The organism is Pseudoalteromonas sp. MM1 (assembly GCF_030296835.1).
Taxonomy (GTDB): domain Bacteria; phylum Pseudomonadota; class Gammaproteobacteria; order Enterobacterales; family Alteromonadaceae; genus Pseudoalteromonas.
On record NZ_AP027923.1, the window covers coordinates 703,849 to 722,303 of the forward strand.

19 protein-coding genes are annotated in these 18,455 nt (G+C 41.4%); 8 read left to right on the plus strand and 11 right to left on the minus strand.

The window, feature by feature from the left end; translation table 11 throughout:
* Positions 1 to 148 precede the first annotated feature (148 nt).
* Positions 149 to 898, minus strand: coding sequence for a hypothetical protein (locus QUE46_RS19825; RefSeq protein WP_286248438.1), 750 nt, complete (start codon positions 896 to 898; stop codon positions 149 to 151).
* Between the two features lie 108 nt (positions 899 to 1,006).
* Between QUE46_RS19825 and QUE46_RS19830 the strand changes: the two genes are divergently transcribed.
* Positions 1,007 to 1,882, plus strand: a complete 876-nt coding sequence (locus tag QUE46_RS19830; protein ID WP_286248439.1) for a LysR family transcriptional regulator — start codon at positions 1,007 to 1,009, stop codon at positions 1,880 to 1,882.
* Between the two features lie 77 nt (positions 1,883 to 1,959).
* Here QUE46_RS19830 and QUE46_RS19835 read toward each other — a convergent pair whose 3' ends face one another.
* Positions 1,960 to 4,041, minus strand: a complete 2,082-nt coding sequence (locus QUE46_RS19835) for a TonB-dependent siderophore receptor (protein WP_286248441.1) — start codon at positions 4,039 to 4,041, stop codon at positions 1,960 to 1,962.
* Positions 4,042 to 4,200: 159 nt separating this feature from the next.
* On the opposite strand from QUE46_RS19835, the gene QUE46_RS19840 reads away from it, so the two are divergent.
* The 5 genes from QUE46_RS19840 (at position 4,201) to QUE46_RS19860 (ending at position 8,429) form a co-directional block, all read left to right on the plus strand.
* The gene (locus tag QUE46_RS19840; protein WP_286248443.1) at positions 4,201 to 4,824 is read left to right on the plus strand and encodes a fused MFS/spermidine synthase; all 624 of its coding nucleotides are present in this window, start codon (positions 4,201 to 4,203) and stop codon (positions 4,822 to 4,824) included.
* The gene (locus tag QUE46_RS19845; RefSeq protein ID WP_286248445.1) at positions 4,817 to 5,701 is read left to right on the plus strand and encodes a spermidine synthase; all 885 of its coding nucleotides are present in this window, start codon (positions 4,817 to 4,819) and stop codon (positions 5,699 to 5,701) included. The genes QUE46_RS19840 and QUE46_RS19845 overlap by 8 nt, the downstream gene beginning before the upstream one ends.
* 121 nt (positions 5,702 to 5,822) lie before the next feature.
* Positions 5,823 to 6,296 carry a MarR family transcriptional regulator gene (locus QUE46_RS19850; protein WP_286248447.1) on the plus strand — a complete coding sequence of 158 codons (474 nt, stop codon included), beginning with the start codon at positions 5,823 to 5,825 and terminating at the stop codon, positions 6,294 to 6,296.
* A gap of 8 nt (positions 6,297 to 6,304) precedes the next feature.
* Entirely contained in the window at positions 6,305 to 7,369 is a 1,065-nt protein-coding gene (locus QUE46_RS19855; protein WP_286248450.1) for an HlyD family secretion protein, read from the plus strand.
* A 10-nt stretch (positions 7,370 to 7,379) separates the two neighbouring features.
* Positions 7,380 to 8,429, plus strand: coding sequence for a DUF2955 domain-containing protein (locus QUE46_RS19860; RefSeq protein WP_286248451.1), 1,050 nt, complete (start codon positions 7,380 to 7,382; stop codon positions 8,427 to 8,429).
* 139 nt (positions 8,430 to 8,568) lie between these two features.
* Here QUE46_RS19860 and QUE46_RS19865 read toward each other — a convergent pair whose 3' ends face one another.
* The 3 genes from QUE46_RS19865 to arfB all read right to left on the minus strand — a co-directional run bounded on the left by QUE46_RS19865 (position 8,569) and on the right by arfB (position 11,061).
* Positions 8,569 to 9,486 (minus strand): histone deacetylase, encoded by a 918-nt coding sequence (locus tag QUE46_RS19865; protein WP_286248453.1) that lies wholly within the window; start codon positions 9,484 to 9,486, stop codon positions 8,569 to 8,571.
* A 2-nt stretch (positions 9,487 to 9,488) separates the two neighbouring features.
* Complete coding sequence (locus QUE46_RS19870) at positions 9,489 to 9,953, minus strand: hypothetical protein (RefSeq protein ID WP_286248455.1); 465 nt, start codon at positions 9,951 to 9,953, stop codon at positions 9,489 to 9,491.
* Positions 9,954 to 10,647: 694 nt separating this feature from the next.
* Positions 10,648 to 11,061 (minus strand): alternative ribosome rescue aminoacyl-tRNA hydrolase ArfB, encoded by a 414-nt coding sequence (gene arfB, locus QUE46_RS19875; protein WP_273588563.1) that lies wholly within the window; start codon positions 11,059 to 11,061, stop codon positions 10,648 to 10,650.
* Positions 11,062 to 11,254: 193 nt separating this feature from the next.
* Here arfB and QUE46_RS19880 point away from each other — a divergent pair, with 193 nt between their 5' ends.
* Positions 11,255 to 11,827: a short-chain dehydrogenase gene (locus tag QUE46_RS19880; RefSeq protein ID WP_286248461.1), complete on the plus strand. Its 573-nt coding sequence runs from the start codon at positions 11,255 to 11,257 to the stop codon at positions 11,825 to 11,827.
* A 62-nt stretch (positions 11,828 to 11,889) separates the two neighbouring features.
* Here QUE46_RS19880 and QUE46_RS19885 read toward each other — a convergent pair whose 3' ends face one another.
* From QUE46_RS19885 to QUE46_RS19905, 5 genes are read right to left on the minus strand one after another with little or no spacing between them, the layout of a single operon-like run.
* Positions 11,890 to 12,636 (minus strand): SDR family oxidoreductase, encoded by a 747-nt coding sequence (locus tag QUE46_RS19885; protein ID WP_286248463.1) that lies wholly within the window; start codon positions 12,634 to 12,636, stop codon positions 11,890 to 11,892.
* Between the two features lie 10 nt (positions 12,637 to 12,646).
* Positions 12,647 to 13,351, minus strand: coding sequence for a histidine phosphatase family protein (locus QUE46_RS19890; protein WP_286248465.1), 705 nt, complete (start codon positions 13,349 to 13,351; stop codon positions 12,647 to 12,649).
* Entirely contained in the window at positions 13,351 to 14,424 is a 1,074-nt protein-coding gene (locus QUE46_RS19895) for a phosphotransferase family protein (RefSeq protein ID WP_055013509.1), read from the minus strand. Before QUE46_RS19895 ends, QUE46_RS19890 begins: the two co-directional genes overlap by 1 nt.
* Before the next feature lie 12 nt (positions 14,425 to 14,436).
* Entirely contained in the window at positions 14,437 to 15,258 is an 822-nt protein-coding gene (locus QUE46_RS19900) for an SDR family oxidoreductase (RefSeq protein WP_286248470.1), read from the minus strand.
* A 9-nt stretch (positions 15,259 to 15,267) separates the two neighbouring features.
* Positions 15,268 to 16,488: an acyl-CoA dehydrogenase family protein gene (locus QUE46_RS19905; RefSeq protein WP_286248472.1), complete on the minus strand. Its 1,221-nt coding sequence runs from the start codon at positions 16,486 to 16,488 to the stop codon at positions 15,268 to 15,270.
* A 117-nt stretch (positions 16,489 to 16,605) separates the two neighbouring features.
* On the opposite strand from QUE46_RS19905, the gene QUE46_RS19910 reads away from it, so the two are divergent.
* Positions 16,606 to 17,514, plus strand: coding sequence for a LysR family transcriptional regulator (locus QUE46_RS19910; protein WP_055013506.1), 909 nt, complete (start codon positions 16,606 to 16,608; stop codon positions 17,512 to 17,514).
* 64 nt (positions 17,515 to 17,578) lie between these two features.
* Here QUE46_RS19910 and QUE46_RS19915 read toward each other — a convergent pair whose 3' ends face one another.
* The gene (locus tag QUE46_RS19915; protein ID WP_286248475.1) at positions 17,579 to 18,454 is read right to left on the minus strand and encodes a bile acid:sodium symporter family protein; all 876 of its coding nucleotides are present in this window, start codon (positions 18,452 to 18,454) and stop codon (positions 17,579 to 17,581) included.
* Position 18,455 lies beyond the last annotated feature (1 nt).

Below are 18,455 nucleotides of genomic sequence, written 5' to 3' on the forward strand. Positions count from 1 at the left end.
TGAGTTTGTAGGTGAGGCTTACTTTGTATATTAAGGCATCTTGTAAGTTACGCAATGCTGATTATGCTGGCAAACTTGTACTCATTAAATACTAAGTAACACTTTATAAACCAGCGCTTTTTAAGCTCAAGCGCTGGCTATTTATAAATTAATTATCCGCAAAATCTTTTGTTTCTAAATAGCTTGGCACGCTTTTAAAACATGCCTCTAGCTTGCTTTTCAGCGCAGCGTTTACCGAAGTATTTATAGCAACATCACACTTTAACTCCCCATTATATTCCCCCCTATTAAGCGGCACTAAGCTTAATGAGTCATAGCTTGGCTTGCTTTGTATTTTATGAATTACCAAGCCTTGCTGTGCTGTTAGCTTTATTAACTCAAACGCATTTTTGCGTGCTTTATTGGTCGTTATTTTTTCAACATATAACGGGTTTTTAAAAGTTAGCTTGGTAGTAAAAAGTGCTTTGCCACCGCGTTCAAAATGGCCGTTAAATACAGTTACATTTAAGGTGGGTGTCTTCTTATTTATTAATAAATTTAGATCAAATTTGGTTGGTAAAATAGTGATCTGACGTTGCTCGTCTGCTGCTTTTTTTAAAATGTTTTTGATAGTTTCAAGTTGAGTATCACTTTTACTTTTTAGGTGGGTGTCTTCAATAGTTACTTCATTTTTGGGGTGGGTGTCTTCATTAGTTACTTCATACACTATTTGGTAGTCGTGTGGCGGGGCGTATAACGGCATGTGGCTAGCCAGTACTTTATCGCCTGCTAATATAAGCGCCATGCCATGAAATCCCACGTAGCTGTGGGCTTTATGTGTGTTGTGCGCATTGTGTTGCGGTGTGTTTGCAAGCGCTGCGCTCGAAAATATAATAAAAACTAGCAGTATGTGTTTCATGTTAATGCTCAAAAAATAAATATAGCGTTACTATAAGCTAGTTTTTATGTATAAATAATCGATAATAAGTTATTAGTTGTTTCCTTTTAATCAATACGGTTTGGCGTTATGCATTTAGACGACATTGAAAAAGTAATTCATATGGCGGGTTCGCAAAATCTGCATACAACCGCTAAGCATTTTAGTATTACCCCTGGGGCGCTGTCTAAAACGCTAAAAAAGGTTGAGGCAAACTTAGCCACGGAGCTGTTTAACCGTGTAGGCAAAACCTTAGTACTTAATGATAAAGGCAAAGAGTTTGTTAAGCACAGTAGCGATTTAGTTCATAATTACCAGCAGCTTACTAGCCGTTTTAAAAGTGATAATCATAAATTTAATGCGGTTGTTGCAGGCCCTGCCATGTTACTTAAAAGTGGCCTTAAAAAGCTGCTTACTCCTCTTAGTAACCTGCCCTGCTCGGTGCGTATTAATAATGTTTTTGAAGGTGAAGCCATAAGCCAAGTTGCGTCGGGCTCGGCGCATATTGCGCTAGTTACTCGCGAGGCACTAAATAATAGCTCACATACTAATTTAGTGGCGGTTGATGTATTTAATACTGGGTTTAGTGTGGCTGCGCACGCTTCGCATCAGCTAATACAACAAGGTACATTAACGCTTAATAAAAACCAATTACTGCACGCGGCTTTTGCATGCCCTTTGTTTTCGCCGTTATGCGGCCTCGAGCAAGGCATTGGCTCCGACGGCTGGCAAGATCACACTGCCCCGCGCAATATTGTATTTAGATGTAGCGACTACAGTGCATTAATAGAAGTAGTACAAAGTGGTTTGGCGTTAGCGTATTTACCTAACTTTGTGATTGACGACTTAGGGCTTACAAAATTAACTGTAAAGGGGGTTAACAATCACTACACTGAAAGCATTGTAATGATATACAAACCTTCAAAGGCCGATGGTTGGCTGAATAAACTTATGCATTCTTTATAAAAAAGCGCTTAAAAATATAAAGCGCCTTAACCACTACATTAAGACGCTTTAGGATGAAAACTTTAATTTGCTAGCTATTAAAAATTATAAGCTAACGACATTTTAAATTGAGTTGGCGCACCTGGGTAAACCCATAAAGCGTTGTAGCTGCTTTCGGCGTAATCTTCATCAAAAATGTTATTTACACTTACATTAAGTTCGGTTTGCTCGGTTAAATTAACTTGGCCAAACACGCCTACTAATTGGTAGCTTGGTAGCCTAAAACTTAAATCGGCGGCATCACCTAAACGGCTACTTGTGTATTGGTAACTTGCCCCAAACTCAAGCTCTTTGCCCATTAATGCTGTTTGATGGCTAAGCGTAAGGTTTAAGTTGTTTTTTGGTACATTTACCAGCGGGCTACCTTTTTCAATTGGTACGCCCCAATCGGCATTAATAATGTCGTTTGCTGTGGTGGCATCTATATAGGCATACGATAAGTTAAACGCGGTTGCATCAGTAATATAGGTGTTTAAATCAAGCTCAAACCCTTTGCTATCGGCTTTACCAATAGGCGCCGAAAAACCAACGTTTACCGGGTCTGCCACTAACATATTACTTTTAGAAGCATCAAAAAATGCCACTGTACCGTTTACGCCTAAGTATTCAAACTTAGCACCAACTTCAAACGAGTCGCTGTATTCAAAGCCAAACGGGTCGCCGCTTGCATCAGTACCACTTAGTGGTAAAAAGCCTTCTGAGTAACTGCTGTATAAGGTGAGTGCATTATTAAGCTCGTACACTAGGCCAACACGTGGGCTTATTTGGCTTTGTGAACTGGTTGAAAAAACGCCGCTGTTGGTTTCTAAAATGTCTTGGTCAACGCTGTCAAATCGTAGGCCAACTAATAGCTTAAATTTATCGGTAATATCCATTTGGTCTTGAACGTAAATACCGTATGCGTTTTGCTCTTCGTCGTTTTCGTAAAGTAGGCTTACTTCTGGGCGCTCAACATCGTAATTTGGCTCAAAAATATCAACAGTATATGTACCGTTACCGCCACGGTAGCGTGAAAGCGCTGTACGTAAATCGTATTTATATGCATCGGCACCTATTAGTAAGTGATGCGTAATACCTGCTGTGTCTACACTGCCGCTTAGCTCAAACTTTACACTTAAATCTTCTACTTCGTAGTCGCGATAGCGCTGCTGGCGGGTAAGCGTGCGGCCATCGTCAAATAAAGATTGGCGCGATGGCGAAAGCTCAGCATCCGACGAAAACCCCGTTAATGTAGAGCTGCGATAGTTTGCACCGGCCACTAACGACCAATCATCGTTAATATCGTGATTTAGTGTAATTTGGTGACCGCGCGAATACACCTGCGTGTCGCCATCGTTTGGGTTACCTAAATAACGCGAGCTTGGTACGGTGTCAAAATCGTTATTAAGAACAACAACGCCACGGTCAAATAGCTGAGCTAAATCTACGTATTCAAACTCATACGTTACACTGGTCGATGCGTTTATTTGATGATAAACAGACGGCGTAATCACCTTTTTATTGGTGTACACCTCATCACGGTAGCTGTCGCTATCTTGCCACGCGCCATTTATTCTAAACGCAGTAGTATCGCTAATGTCGTTAGTGTAATCGCCTTCAATACGATTAAAACTGTCGCTACCTAAGCTTAGTTTTAGTTCACCTTGAGAATCAAACTGTGGCTTTTTGGTCACAATATTTACAGTACCGCCGGGCTCCGAGCGCCCATAAAGTGCCGAGCCTGGGCCTTTTAGTACTTCTATGTAGTCAATGTTAGATACATCACGTGGGCCGCTAAAACCACGCCCGCCGCTAAAGCCATTAATTAAATAGCCCGATGGCATGTTTTCGTTACCCGAAAGGCCACGAATAGAAAAGCTATCCCATAATGCGCCACTGTTATTTTTGCGCGAAATACTCGCCGAAAAATCAAGCGCGTCTTGTAATTCGGTTATGCCTTTTTGATCAAGCGCAGCGCTGCTAACACTTACAATAGACTGCGGCATTTGCTTTTGAGGAATGTCGCCACGGTAAGCTTGTTTATAAGTAACAGATATTTTTTCTATTTCGTCGGTTTGCTCTTGCGCAAGTGTTTGCACACTCATGCCTAAACAGGCTAAATAAATTAAAGAGTACTTCATGATGATAATAGGGAATAAGAAAATGTGATATTATAACGATAAGTTTAGCATGTGTTACTTTATAACAAAAAGACTTTTTTGAATTTAAAAATTGCATTAGCAGCTTTGTATACATCACGTTAGTATGGTGTTCTATTTAGGTTACATAACGATAATTATATGAGCATAAAAACAAACGCATTAATTTACTTTTTAGCCTTTTGCAGTGGTTTTTGCATTATGGGTATTGAGCTTTTAGGTGGGCGTATATTAGCGCCTTATTTTGGCAGTAGTGTACATATTTGGGGCAGTATAATTACCGTATTTATGCTTAGCCTTTCATTTGGTTATTTACTTGGTGGTAAGCTCAGTACTAAAAATGCATCGCTTACTAAATATGGGCTAATATTTTTAACTGCCAGTATTATGGTGGTGCCTATAGCGCTTTTTTCGCAGCCAATAATGGAATTTATTTTTACCCACATTGAAGATACACGCTATGGTTCTTTGCTTGCCTCTACGGCTTTGTTTTTTATTCCTACCGTTATTTTAGGCATGATCTCGCCTTACTCGGTGCGTTTATTAGTTACTGATAGCGAAAAAAGCGGCCAAGTGGCGGGTATTTTATACTTTGTAAGCACGCTGGGCAGTGCTTTGGGCACTATTATTACCTCGTTTTACTTTGTACTGGCGTTTGATGTAAACACTATAATTAGCGCATTTGCGTCTACGCTTGGCTTACTTGGCGTACTGGCTATTGTTATTAATAATATTGCAGGTAATAAGGAGTTGGCCCATGCTTAAATACTTACTTTTAGCTGCCAGTGTGTTTTCAGGTGCAGCGTTTAGTAATGCAATACACGAAGAGCGCTCCTTGTATCGCAATATTATTGTTGATGAAACACGCGACTTACGCTGCTTAAAATTTAATACAAAAAGTAGCCAAACCAGCCAAAGCTGCATGTATAAAAACGACCCTGACAAACTGGTTTTTAACTACACCAAGCTTACGTTTGCCAGTCTTTTAGTAACACAAAGTCCCAAAAACGTGCTTATTATAGGACTAGGTGGCGGGACACTTTCTAATGTAATTCATGAGCTTTACCCTGCGGCTAAAATTCATAATGTTGAAATAGATCCAGCCGTTTTAAAAGTAGCTCGCGATTACTTTAATTTTATAGAAACCGACAACGTTACATCAAGCGTGCAAGACGGCCGTATATTTATAAAACGCGCCGCTATTAAAAAGCAAAAGTACGACTGGATCATTCTTGATGCATTTAATGGTGACTACATTCCAGAGCATTTGCTTACTAAAGAGTTTTTTGAAGAGGTTAAAAGTGTACTTGCCGAAGGCGGTGTTATTGCAGCTAATACGTTTTCGAGCAGCAAATTATACGAGCATGAGTCGGCAACCTACCATAGTGTATTTGGCGACTTTATAAACGTAAGCCGCCCTAATCGCTCTAACCGTATTATTTTAGCAGGCGTTAAAGCCATGCCAACGCAGGCGCAGCTTAACGAACGCATTAACGCCCTTGCGCCACGTTTAAAAAAATACGATGTAGATATAAAAGCAATTAGTACCTATATGCAAAGCACCAAAAACAACCAAAACTGGCCAGCAAATACCAAAATACTAACCGATCAATACTCCCCCGCTAACCTTCTTAATTTTTAAAACTTATAGAGTATATTTAGCCCCAGCTTTGGGGCTTTTTTATTTACCAACTACCGCAACATTTACTTAGCACGCTAACTAATGTTAAAGTAGTTAGCATGCTAACTAACTTGAGGTGGTTATGACTACTCAAAAACCTTTTCACGAAACGCTCGATTTAACCTTAATTGGTAATATGGGCCGCGTTCATAGGTTATGCCGTGAAGCGGTTACTATCGCAGTAGAGCCATTAGGGCTTACGCAATCGCGCTGGACCGCACTTATGCATATAGATATGCATGGCGAAGGATTAACTCAACTTGAACTTGCCAATAGCCTAGGTATAGAAATGCCTTCACTTACCCGTACATTAAAGCAGCTAGAAGAGCAGTGTTTAATTACCCGCAAAGTTGATGAGCACGATAAACGCAGCAAAAAAATCTATTTTACCAAGCAAGGCGGCACTGTTTTACAGTCGCTAAACGAAAAACTCATTGATATTAAAAGCCAACTTTATAGCGGCCTAAGCACTGGGCAGCTCGACGCACTCGCGCATGGCATAGTTGAAATAGAAAAAAACGCACTAAACTGTATTCAAAACCAAGTTAAAGGGTAAAGCACGTAATGACCCCGGATCAAAAATTTACACGTTATGTAAGGCTCTCGTTAGCGACGTTTGTAGTTATATTTGTATATTATTTAATTGCCGATATGTTTATGCCGGTAACGCCACAGGCACGGGTTTATCACCCTGTTGTGCAAATAGCACCGCAAATAAGTGGCCGTGTGACTAAGGTGTTGGTTAATAATAATCAAACCGTAAAGGCTGGCGATGTATTGTTTGAAATAGACTCAGGCCCTTATAAATTAGCGCTCGAACAAGCACAGCTCGCCCTTGACGATGCCAAATTACAAAATAAACGCCTAGATACCAATGTAAAAGCTCTTGAGGCGCAAATTTCGGCTGCCAAAGCTAAGCTGCACGAACAGCAATTACTTAATAATCGTGGCGAAGCATTATTTAAGCAACGCTCTATCTCTGAACAAGAGCTTGAAAGCATTAAAGCTAACTTTGAAGCCAGTAAGTCAGATGTTGCCTCATTACAGGCGCAATTAGCTGAGGCAGTACTTGCCCGTGGCGAAAGCGGTGCGCAAAATTTAGCGCTTCGCCACGCTGCAAACCAATTAGCACAGGCCGAGCTTAACTTATCGTACACCCAAGTAAGAGCGCTAAGTGCGGGTGTGGTGTCTAACTTGCAACTACTTGATGGTGCGTATGCGGTAACAGGTAGCCCACTTTTAGCTATTGTGGCAAACAAAGCCGATTTAGTGGCTGATTTTAGAGAAAAGTCATTACGCAATATGAAACCGGGCAGCTTGGCTCGTGTTGTGTTTGATAGCCGCCCAGGTGAGGTTTACAACGCACATATAAGTACATTTGAGGCTGGTGTTAGCGATGGGCAACTCAGTGCTAATGGCTCGCTTAGTAGTACTGAAACAAGTAACCGTTGGGTACGCGATGCGCAGCGTCAGCGTATCCATTTAGTGATGCCAGATAACGCCAAATTAATTGCTAATATGCCAAGTGGCGCACGTGCAACAGTGCAACTACTGCCTGAGTCTACAATTGGGCAGTGGCTAGCGTCTGCTCAAATTAGGTTTATTAGTTGGTTACACTACATTTATTAATGGAGGCGGTATGAGCAAAGTTGTAAGCCAAGCGCCGCAATTAGACTCAAACGGTTTACGCCAAGCGTTGCGTATAGCCGGTGGCTGTACCATAGGGTTTACTATTAGTAAGTTAATGAACTGGCCTTACGGTATATTTTTTACAGTGTACCCCATGCTGTTACTTGGTTTAGTGCCGGTATTAAATAAAAGCATAGTGCGCCAGTTTTTAGCCAGTGCTGCAATTAGTATTCCTATGGTGTTAGTTATGCAGGGCTTGTTTTCGCATTTACCTGTTTTAATGACCATTATTGTATTTTTAGCGTTTTGTTTTTTGTTTTATCAAATGAGCTCAGGCGCGGCTTTTTTATTTGGTGCGCTAGGTGTGGTGGGGTTATCTATTCAGCTGCACTTTTCAAGTTATGTAACGGGTACAAGCAGCGTATATCCGCTTATTTTAAGTAATGGTTTGGCGACCCTACTCTCTACGGCTATCGCTTTTGCTATGCATGGTATTTTCCCCGATGTAACCGCGCGTGCCGTGAGAGCGGTACCTGCAAAGGAAAAAGAGAGTATTCGCCATGAGGTATTACTGTGCGCAACGGTCGCTACGCTTTCGTTTGTGGTGTTTCAGGTGCTGGATTTGCAAGATTCAATATCGGCGCAAGCCTCATCGGTGTTAATTTTGTTTTCATTGTGCTGGAAAGCGGCAGGTATGGCAGGTTGGCAGCGTGCTATTGGCACACTCATTGGGTGTAATGCGGCGTTGTTAGCGCAAGTTTTACTTTATAACCACACCGACTTTTTACTTTTTCCGGTATTAATATTATGGACACTTTCGTTTGTGTTTAGCCGCTTTCATATTATAGGTGGCGGCGCACCGGGCATAGGGTTTGGCGTACTAACTACCTTTGGTATTTTGTTTGGCAACTCTCTTGGCCCAGGGCAAGATTTAGTTTACAGCGCGCTGTATCGCTTTAGCTCTGTAGCGGTGGCTATTGTGGCCAGTTTATCTGCGGTGTATGTGATGCACCATATATTAAACCGCTTTAGTGCCACCCGCCATCATACCTATGAGTAGTTTGTTTACGCCTAGAGGTAATTTTACCTGTAGGCGGTGCAGCCCATCACGCAAACAAGTTTCGCGTCTACAAGTAATTTATACTCAAAGGTTAGGATATGCCGTAGGCACAGAGCTCGCTCGCGCGAAAAGCGAAGCTTTACAGTTCTGAACATGCCTTAATTGATGCAGCTATGGCTGAGGCACTTTGTTTTGAATATCCACCGCCACCAGTAACTACAGTAGGTATATCTAGGTTTTTCAAATATGTAAGTATGGCTTTCTCTCGCTTAGCAACATCTTCAACAGTAAGCTCAAAACCACCTAACTTATCAACGGCTAACACATCAGTTCCAGCAATAATAAATGCTAAAGCATAATCAGTTTCTACTAACTTTAGCGCTTGATTTAAATTATCCAAGTATTCATGGCCTTCAATGCCACTTTTCAATGGAACGGGGAAGTTAACTCTATTACGCGTAAAATCAGAGGTTGGATAAATATCTGCGTTGTATACATCTAGTAAATGTACATTTTGGTTATCCTTGAAAGAGTATGCATTACCGTTACCGTGATGAGCATCAACATCTATAATTAATACTTTATCCGTTTCACTTAATTGGCCATTTTTACATAATTGCTGATAACTAATTCCAATATCATTATAAATACAAAAGCCTTCCATATTAACATTGCTAGCGTGATGGAAGCCTCCTGATAAATTCCACATAATATCGCCAGAGCTTAATGCTTTTTCAGCACCTAGCAAAGTTCCCGCAACAGCTAAGCGCATAGGTAGCAAAATTTTATTATCTAGAAAATTAAAACTAACGAAAGGAATTTTCGGAACTTCCAAAGCCCTCAGTATAAGCGTTTTACTTAAAACCAATTTTCGCATTAATTCATTGAGATATTCATTGATCTTGACTGACGAAACAGGCCCCTGTGGGTAGATTATTTCAATATCTAAGTTATCAAGTTCTGTAATTACTTTTGCAAACTTTTCACCATCAAATGGGTGTAAGTATTTTAGTAATCCTAATTGATAATTAAAGCGGGGCTCATAAATAATTTTCATGTCTATGCATTTTCCGTTTCTGCAAGTTCCTTAGCGTAACGTAAAACTTCATGGGGCGTCCATATACCACCACCTAATGTTCTTGCTAATTTACCATATGCACCAGCATTAGGCTTAAAACTAGGCTCTTTAGCACAGGCAACTCGTAAGCAATCAGCTACAACATTTGAACAATTGAATTTAGCTAGCTGGTATTGAGGTATATTTTCCATTAAAGAAACAACATAGTCTTCTAAGGCACTCGTATTTGCGCCTGAAATAGTAACAGTTATGGGGCGGCGGTTACCCTCACTTTCAATATCAAACTCCAGTGCTTGCATAAAGTGACCAGGACGACGACGCTTTATTTTTAAATCTTTTTTACCAGCATCATCAGCTGGCCAAAAGCTAATGTAAGTAGTGCCAAATGAAATTGAAGCATGACCTACCATACTTCCGTGAGGTAACCAGACGTGTACTTTTAGCATAATAAAATCCTTTTTTGTATTTTCCTAATTGAGGTTCAATTTATATATTTGAAGACTAAAAATCAATACATAGAACTAGAATCTTTCTTACAGTGAATTACGTATTATGAATTTATACTCTTACACTCTACCTCCTGCTTCGCTTTGCTAAATTAACGGCACTTTGTTTATGGGCCTTGCCCATTACGCAAACAAGTTTCGCGTCTACAAGTAATTAAAATCCAATGTTAGGATTATGCCGTAGGCGCAGAGCTTGCTCGCGCGAAAGCGCAGCTTTTAATGGCTTTAACCGTTTACACGCTTGCACCTATTTGGCTTTGCTAAATTAACGGCACTTTGTTTATGGGCCTTGCCCATCACGCAAACAAGTTTCGCGTCTACAAGTAATTTAAACTCAAGGTTAGAATTATGCCGTAGGCGCAGAGCTTGCTCGCGCGAAAAGCGAAGCTTTTAATGGCTTAAAGCGTTTACACACTCGCACCTATTTCGCTTTGCTAAATTAACCGGCACTTTATTTATGGGCCTTGCCCATCACGCAAACAAGTTTCGCGTCTACAAGTAACTTAAACTCAAAGGTTAAGATTACGCCGTAGGCGCAGAGCTTGCTCGCGCGAAAAGCGAAGCTTTTAATAGCTCATCACGCAAAAAAGTTTCGCATCTACAAGTAATTTAAACTTATAACCCCAAACTTTTATTAAAACTTAATATTTCCGCGTAGGGCTTTGGTTTGCCCATGTTTGGTTTTTTTATCCATGCGTTTGCGCTGCGAGTTACGGCTTGGTTTAGTTGCGCGGCGGGCTTTGTTTACTTTAGTTGCGCTTAAAATTAAATCTTTTAAACGCTTTAGTGCATCCTCGCGGTTAAGCTCTTGGGTACGAAAGCTTTGAGCTTTAATTACCACTACGCCCTCTTTTGTAATGCGCGAGTCGTTTAGTTTTAATAGTCGCTCTTTGTAAAAGTCAGGTAACTTTGAGCGGTTAATATCAAAGCGTAAATGAATAGCACTGGCTACTTTGTTAACGTTTTGGCCACCGGCACCTTGCGAACGAATAGCGGTTAGCTCTAGTTCCCACTCATCTATAGTGACAGTATTTGAAATAGTTAACATTACGTTCAGCTCTTATCGACAAAAATGCATTATAACATTTGTAACTATATTTGTGCTGAATCAGCTTAAGTTATAGGGAGTTAAAGTATTTATACTACTTTGTAGTTTAAATGCAGCTAATACTTTAGTTTTGTATTGGCAAGCGCTTACATTTAGTTTTTAATGGCTTTAATTAAATAATAGGAAATGCCCAATGAAAAAAATAATTTTATCACTTAGCTTACTAGCAATGAGTTTTTCAAGCCTTGCAGAAGACATTAGCGAAGGCCAGTTACAAAGCTACATGAAAGCACTGCCTGCAGTGTCTAATTGGGCAAGCAGCCAAGAATCACTTAAAGGCCTAGATTTAGCAAGCATGCTAGGTGGCTCTGCCGAGCAAAGTGTTGATGAGCAAAGCTCAATGGCAAACACTGCACTTAGCATGATCAAAGAGCAAGACCTATACAAAAGCTTTGCAAGTGTGACAAACCGCTACGGTTTTTCGCCTGAAGAATTAGTATCTGTGGGTTCTGAAGTATCTATGGCTTACATCGAAAACTTAAAGTCGGGCCTTTCTGCTGAAAACCAAGAAACAGCAAATAAAGTAATGGGTGGCCTACAAAGCCTTAAAAGTGCTAAAAGCAGTGATGCTAGCTCACTAATGGGTGCGTTTGGTAAAGCCTCAAGCGCAGCAGAAGAATCTACTGAATCGCTAGTAAGCGAAAATAACCTTGAACTTGTGAGCGAGTACATGCCACAGCTTCAAAAGCTTTTTGCACTACTGTAATTAAGTGAATTTTTACTGAAAAGGTGGCATTTGCCACCTTTTTTAATGCCAAAATTTAATAATTACGACATTTTACGAATTGTACTAAGCGGTGCTATGCGCAAAATCCAATGTAAAAACGCCCACGGCCAGGTTGGCACAAAGCTGTTGGCTTTTTCTTTATTGATTGCTTTTACCAGTGCTTTGCAGCCGGTTTCGGTATCAACAATAAACGGTACGGTTTTTACTTTTTCGTTTATTTCGCTTCTTATAAAACCTGGGTGTACACAGCTTACTTTTATAGGTGTGTGCATTACATCTATGCGTATGCCTTCGCTTAATGAAGTAATGGCCGCTTTTGTAGCAGCATAAACGGTCATGGCACGCCTAAAACCTCGCACCGCACTAATAGACGAAATAGTCACTAAGTGGCCATTATTTTGCGCTCTAAAAATTTCCATTGCGGCCTCAGCTTGCGCAAGTGCGGCTACAAAGTTGGTTTGTGCAGTTTGTTTGTTGGCATTAAAATAACCTGTACCAACAGACGCACCTTTGCCCATACCTGCATTTATAATTACTCTATCAAGGCCGTTTAGCTCTTCTTTAAAGGCGTTAAATACGCTAAACACTTGCTCGTGATCGTTTACATCAAGCACTTTTATGCTAATGGTTATATTGGGGTTTACCTGTTCAAGCTCGCTTTTTAGCTGCTCTAGTAGCTCAAAGCGCCGTGCACATAAGGCAAGGTTACAGCCTTGTTTTGCAAACTCTTTTGCCATGCCTTTGCCTAAGCCTGAACTTGCACCTGTTATTAGTATATTTTTGCGCATAATTAAATCCTTAGGTGTATGTAATTAATTTTTGTTGTGGGTGGCACTCTAAAAAGTGATGCTCGTTTAAACTACTTATCGTTAATTTTAAATTTACCCCTTTGCCGCGCGCCACTACTTTGGTTACGCCTGCATTGACTAAGCTCCAATTAATATCAATAAAGCGCTCGAGTTTTAGTCCCATTAAATGGCTGGTAATAATGCTAATAGGCCCGCCAGAGGTATAAATAAGCACTTTTTTACCATGGTTTTCATTGGCTATTTGCTCAAGGGCACCCAATACACGTGCAGTAAATGCATTAAAGCTTTCGCTATATTGAGTGCTGTCGGGGTTGAGTACCCACTGCTTAATGGCGCTAATAAATACCGTTTTAAAATATTCCATAGGGTCGGCTTGTTTGTTTAGTGCAGCACGCACTTGGCTTGGGGTGGCAAGTGCTGGATTATAAACCGCTAAAATATGTTCATGATCGTACTCGTTTAAACGCGCATCGTTTATTACCACAGGCGCATTATTAGCACTTGCTAAACTTAACTCTGCGGTTTGATTATGGCGCAGCATACTCCCTGCAAATACCACATCGGGCGTTAGCTGCTTTTGTATTAAGTACTCACCAAGTAATGTGGCTTGCTGTTGCCCTTTTTTTGAGAGCGTATCGTAATTATCAGCAGAAAAGCTGGCCTGCCCGTGGCGCACTAAATATAAAATACACATTAGGCTTTTCCTTGGTTTTTAATGGCTTTATTACAGCGCCATAAAAGGTAATGTACAAACACCCAAAAGTTTTTAAACGCGGGGTTTTTTGTTTGCCCATGGTGATAGCGGTAATAAATTTGCTGCACTATGCCTGCAAGCCTAAATAGCCCATACACTTCGTAAAAGGTAAAATCATCTACGGTTATATCCATTTTTTTACAGTAGTAGGCCACGACTTCTTTGCGCGTTAGCATGCCCTCTAAATGGGTAGGTTGGCGGCGCGTGGCTTGGGCTAAAAAGTCATCCCCGGGTTCTACCCAGTAAGCCAATGTATTGCCTAAATCCATCAAAGGGTCGCCAAGGGTGGCAAGCTCCCAGTCTAAAATACCCAGAACTTTCGTGTAGTCGGTTGCATCAAGCACAACGTTATCAAACCTAAAGTCGTTATGTGTTATACAAATGCGCTCATGGCTTGGCATGTTGTTTTCAAGCCATTTAATTACTTTTTTGCCGCTTGGTACGTTCCATGTTTTAGCTTTAGTGTAGCGTTCACTCCAGCCACTAATTTGGCGCTGTGTGTAGCCTTCGCCTTTGCCTAAATGGCTTAAATTGGCCTGTTTGAAATCTACTTTGTGTAGCTCTACTAGGCAGTCGAGTACGTTTTCGCACAGCTGTTTTGTGCGCTCGGGAGTGTGCGTTAATCCGCGCGGTAAATTTTTACGCGGAATAATCCCCGTAAGCTTTTCCATAACGTAAAAGTCGGTGCCGAGTATGCTTTCATCGGCGCAAAACGCCTCCATGTTTGGCACATAGCTGTAAACCGGTTTTAGTGCTTGTTGTAATTTGAACTCGCGACCCATATCATGCGCGCCTTTGGCTTTTGTGCCTTTTGGGGCACGGCGCAAAATAAGGGATTGATTAGGATACTCTAGGCAGTATGTCCAGTTAGAGGCACCCCCTGCGTATTGTGTAACGCTTGGCTCGCCAGTTAACTGCGGTATGTGTTGTTTAAGCCATGCATCTACTTTTTGGGTGTCGAGCTCTTCGCCTTGGCGTACGTTTTTGGCTTGATCTAATAATTGTGTGTTCATTGTTAGCCTTTATTATTTTGATTTTAAACGTTGCATAGAGCGTGTTTTTTTCAGCATGTTTTTAATGTACCACTCAATGGGGAGTAGTTTTTTCATTAAAAAGGCCTGTTTACCTAATTTATGGGTCAATATTAAAAATGGGCGTTTAAGTGACTGCTTATAAATAATACCTGCAACTTGCTCGGCATTAATGGGTGAGCGCTCAAAGGCGCGGTTAAGCATAGTTTTCATAGCCGGTTCGCTGGTGCGCATTGATTCATCAAGATTGGTTTTAAAAAAGCTGGGGCACACAACACTTACATCTATATTATCGTGGGCGAGTTCAAGTTTTAGGGTTTCGCTAAAGCCAATAACCGCCGCCTTTACTGCGTTATAACTGCTCATAAACGGAATGGGGGTCAGCCCTGCTTGTGAGGCTATATTAATAAAGTAGCCACTGCCTTGTTGCTTAAATTGCGGGTAAAACGTTTTGCACACCCGCACCATAGAGAGCAAATTAACGTCCATAATCCACTGCCATTGCTCAAGCGATTCGCCCTCAAGCGAGCCGCCAGTGGCAACGCCGGCGTTATTAATAACAATATCAACGCCTTTCCATTTGGTTTGTATAATATCGTAAAGCCCCTTTACATCTGTTTGTTTGGTTACATCGCAGGCGTAAAAAAAGGCATCGGCTTTTAGTGTTTGTAGCTCACTAATGGTTATGGCTGCACGTTCGGCGTTTATATCGGCAATACAAATTTGTAAGTTTGCGCCCAAATTACTCGCGTAACTAAGCGCTAATGCTTTGCCCAGGCCTGTGGCCCCACCTGTTATTATTAGTCGTGTTTTCATGGTGTTGCCTTAGCGGTATTTGTTAAGTTCGAGGCGTGAAACCATGCCCATATGTACTTCGTCTGGGCCATCGGCAAGGCGTAAAATACGCCCCATTGCATTAAACGAGGCAATAGGAAAGTCGCTCGACACCCCAGCGCCTCCAAATACTTGTATGGCCATATCAGACACCATTTGCAGCATATTGGGCACTACAACTTTTATACTCGATATTTCGGTCATGGCGTGTTTAACGCCTTGAGTGTCTATTTTCCATGCGGCGTGCAGTGTTAATAAACGGGCTTGATCTATTGCCATACGCGCTTGCGCAACGCGCTCTAAATTGCCGCCTAATTTAAGTAACGGTTTACCAAAAGCGCTGCGCGACAGCCCGCGTTTAATCATGAGCTCTAAACAGCGCTCTGCTGCGCCAATTGCGCGCATACAATGATGAATTCGCCCAGGCCCTAAGCGCCCTTGTGCAATGGCAAAACCTTTGCCTAACCCTAAAATAAGGTTTTGTTTTGGTACGCGTACGTTATTAAATTCCATTTCGCCGTGGCCATATGGCGCATCAAAATCGCCACAGGCACTTAGCATACGTTTAATTTTTACACCTGGCGTGTTTAATGGCACAAGTACCATGGAGTGCTGGCTGTGTTTATCGTTTTCGGGGTTAGAAAGGCCCATAAAAATAGCCACTTGCGCATTAGGGTGGCCAAGGCCGGTGGTCCACCATTTTTTGCCATTTAAAATCAGCTCGTCGCCATCAGTATCAATAGTTGCTTGCATGTTTGTTGCGTCTGACGAGGCGACATCGGGCTCGGTCATGGCAAATACAGAGCGTATTTCGCCATTTAATAAAGGCGTTAACCACTGTTGTTTTTGCTCATCATTTGCAAAGTGATAAAGTACTTCCATATTGCCGGTGTCGGGGGCGTTACAGTTAAATATTTCTGAGGCAAATAAACATTTACCCATTTGCTCTGCAATAGGGGCGTATTCTAGGCAGGTTAAACCCTGTGCTAGTTCTGTATCGGGTAAAAATAAATTCCACAGGCCTGCTGCTTTTGCTTTCGCTTTTAATGGCTCTATGTGCTCACTTAGCTGCCAAGTAGTCCAATCGTTTGAATTATTTTTAGTATGGTTATGCGCAACTACCGCTTGCTCAATTGGCAATACGTGTTCATCCATAAAGGCGGTAACACGCTTTAGGTAGTCTTGGCTTTTTTGACTTGGTTCAAAATTCATTAGGGTTGCCTGATTATTTTTTAGTTAACCCAGCATAAAACATTCGCCCCAATGAATTAAATGAAATATATTACCAAAGTACTGTGAATCAAATTCATAATATGTGGGTGATAAACCGTGATTGAAGCTAAAAATATTCAGCAGTTAGACTTAAATTTACTTAAAATTTTTGAGTGCCTTTACCGCGAAAAAAACATGAGCGAAACCGCAAAGGTGCTATACATAACGCCCTCTGCGGTAAGCCATGCTATAAAACGTTTGCGCAGTGTATTAAACGATCCGTTATTTGAGCGCCAAGGGCAACTAATGGTACCAACCCCTGCGTGCCAGCGTATGGCACCCGAGCTAATAGATTTACTCGAAAAGTTACGCCAAGTACTGCAAGCCTGTGGCGATTTTGACTTAGCTACCACAGCGCAAACATTTAAAATTGCCCTTCACGATGCCATTGAGCCCATAGTGCTGCCAAAATTACAGTTAATAATTGCAAAACACGCGCCTAACGCTAGCCTTGCAAGCGTTAAACTAAACCGCGACGACATGCACAAACAATTGGCTAATCACCAAATTGACATGGCCATAGATGTAGCACGGCCAATAAAAGCGCCGATTAGTCATGCCGTACTTTCTAGCGATCATTTTTGTGTATTAATGAAAAAAAATCACCCACTAAAAAATGAGTTAAATATTGAAAATTACTTAAGCGCTAAACATGTAGCGGTTTCAAACAGAGCCACCGGCACCGTAATTGAAGACATAGCTTTATTGCAGCTGAGCTTCAACCGCGAGGTAGCCATGCGCTGCCAAACGTATTTTGCAGCTAAAGAGGTTATTAAAAGCTCGCCATTTTTGCTCACCTTGCCCTCATTGGTTGCCAGTCAATTGCTTGATGAGTCGCTTATAGCACGGTCGGTACCTACTACTATGCCTGCTATTTACCAGCATTTATATTGGCACCAAAACACCGATAAGGACGAGGCACTAATGTGGCTACGAAGCCAAGTAGAAAACATTTTTAAGCGTTAATTGATACAAAAAAACGCCAAACTTAGCGGGCTAGGTTTGGCGTTTTGTAAGCATTATTTAAGGGTTATAACGTAATTTGTGCGCGCTTGTTTTTAATTTTTAGCGCAGCAATTAATATCAGCGGGCCTATAAACATGGCAAGGCCATATACGCCGCCTGTTACTGCGTATTCGGGCTTATTTAAAAAGCTTATAGCAATTAAAATAGCCAATGATGCGTTTTGAATCCCTACCTCAATCCCAAGTGTTAGCGAATCGGTAAGGTTTAGGTTTGAAAGTTTTGCTATGAGCAAACCAATGACCATTGAGCCAATATTAAGGGCTATACACGCCCAAAATACATCGTTAAACGAGCTTAGCAATAATGCGCGTTCTTTTATTACGAGTGCGGCTATCATGGCGAGCATAAAAAATAACGAAAAACGCCTAAAAAATGGCTCGCTTTTAATCGCAAATTCGCTTTTAAAATGGCGCAAGCTTATGCCGATAGCTACAGGCACTAAGGTAATGACAAATAGCCCAAGTGATGTAGTTAATATAGAAAAATTAGCATCAATTTGCGGGGCAAATTGGTGCATGGCAAAGCCAATAATAAACGGTGTGGTAATAATACTAATAGCAGTTGAGGCCGCGGTTAAGCTTACCGACAGCGCTAAATTAGCCTTTGCCAGCTGGCTTACAACGTTCGACATAGTACCGCCAGGGCAAGCGGCTAAAATCATTAACCCTATTGCTATAGGCGTGGGTAAATTAAGTAAATAACACAAACCTAAAGCCAGTAGCGGCATGGCAATAATTTGGCCCACTAAGCCCATAGCAATTGCTATGGGCTTTTTAAAAAGCCGCGTAAAGTCGTCAAGTGTAAGCCCAAGCCCCATGCCAAACATGATAAGGGCAAGCGCGAGGGGGAGTATGATTTCTGTTAAAAATGATGCGTTCAAA

Bases quoted from the DNA above. Each gene is read 5' to 3' on its own strand.
- QUE46_RS19900 (WP_286248470.1), bottom strand. From the start codon at position 15,258: ATGAAAACACGACTAATAATAACAGGTGGGGCCACAGGCCTGGGCAAA.
- QUE46_RS19835 (WP_286248441.1), bottom strand. From the start codon at position 4,041: ATGAAGTACTCTTTAATTTATTTAGCCTGTTTAGGCATGAGTGTGCAA.
- arfB (WP_273588563.1), bottom strand. From the start codon at position 11,061: ATGTTAACTATTTCAAATACTGTCACTATAGATGAGTGGGAACTAGAG.
- QUE46_RS19855 (WP_286248450.1), top strand. From the start codon at position 6,305: ATGACCCCGGATCAAAAATTTACACGTTATGTAAGGCTCTCGTTAGCG.
- QUE46_RS19865 (WP_286248453.1), bottom strand. From the start codon at position 9,486: ATGAAAATTATTTATGAGCCCCGCTTTAATTATCAATTAGGATTACTA.
- QUE46_RS19905 (WP_286248472.1), bottom strand. From the start codon at position 16,488: ATGAATTTTGAACCAAGTCAAAAAAGCCAAGACTACCTAAAGCGTGTT.
- QUE46_RS19885 (WP_286248463.1), bottom strand. From the start codon at position 12,636: ATGCGCAAAAATATACTAATAACAGGTGCAAGTTCAGGCTTAGGCAAA.
- QUE46_RS19845 (WP_286248445.1), top strand. From the start codon at position 4,817: ATGCTTAAATACTTACTTTTAGCTGCCAGTGTGTTTTCAGGTGCAGCG.
- QUE46_RS19880 (WP_286248461.1), top strand. From the start codon at position 11,255: ATGAAAAAAATAATTTTATCACTTAGCTTACTAGCAATGAGTTTTTCA.
- QUE46_RS19840 (WP_286248443.1), top strand. From the start codon at position 4,201: ATGAGCATAAAAACAAACGCATTAATTTACTTTTTAGCCTTTTGCAGT.
- QUE46_RS19850 (WP_286248447.1), top strand. From the start codon at position 5,823: ATGACTACTCAAAAACCTTTTCACGAAACGCTCGATTTAACCTTAATT.
- QUE46_RS19825 (WP_286248438.1), bottom strand. From the start codon at position 898: ATGAAACACATACTGCTAGTTTTTATTATATTTTCGAGCGCAGCGCTT.
- QUE46_RS19890 (WP_286248465.1), bottom strand. From the start codon at position 13,351: ATGTGTATTTTATATTTAGTGCGCCACGGGCAGGCCAGCTTTTCTGCT.
- QUE46_RS19860 (WP_286248451.1), top strand. From the start codon at position 7,380: ATGAGCAAAGTTGTAAGCCAAGCGCCGCAATTAGACTCAAACGGTTTA.
- QUE46_RS19830 (WP_286248439.1), top strand. From the start codon at position 1,007: ATGCATTTAGACGACATTGAAAAAGTAATTCATATGGCGGGTTCGCAA.
- QUE46_RS19870 (WP_286248455.1), bottom strand. From the start codon at position 9,953: ATGCTAAAAGTACACGTCTGGTTACCTCACGGAAGTATGGTAGGTCAT.
- QUE46_RS19895 (WP_055013509.1), bottom strand. From the start codon at position 14,424: ATGAACACACAATTATTAGATCAAGCCAAAAACGTACGCCAAGGCGAA.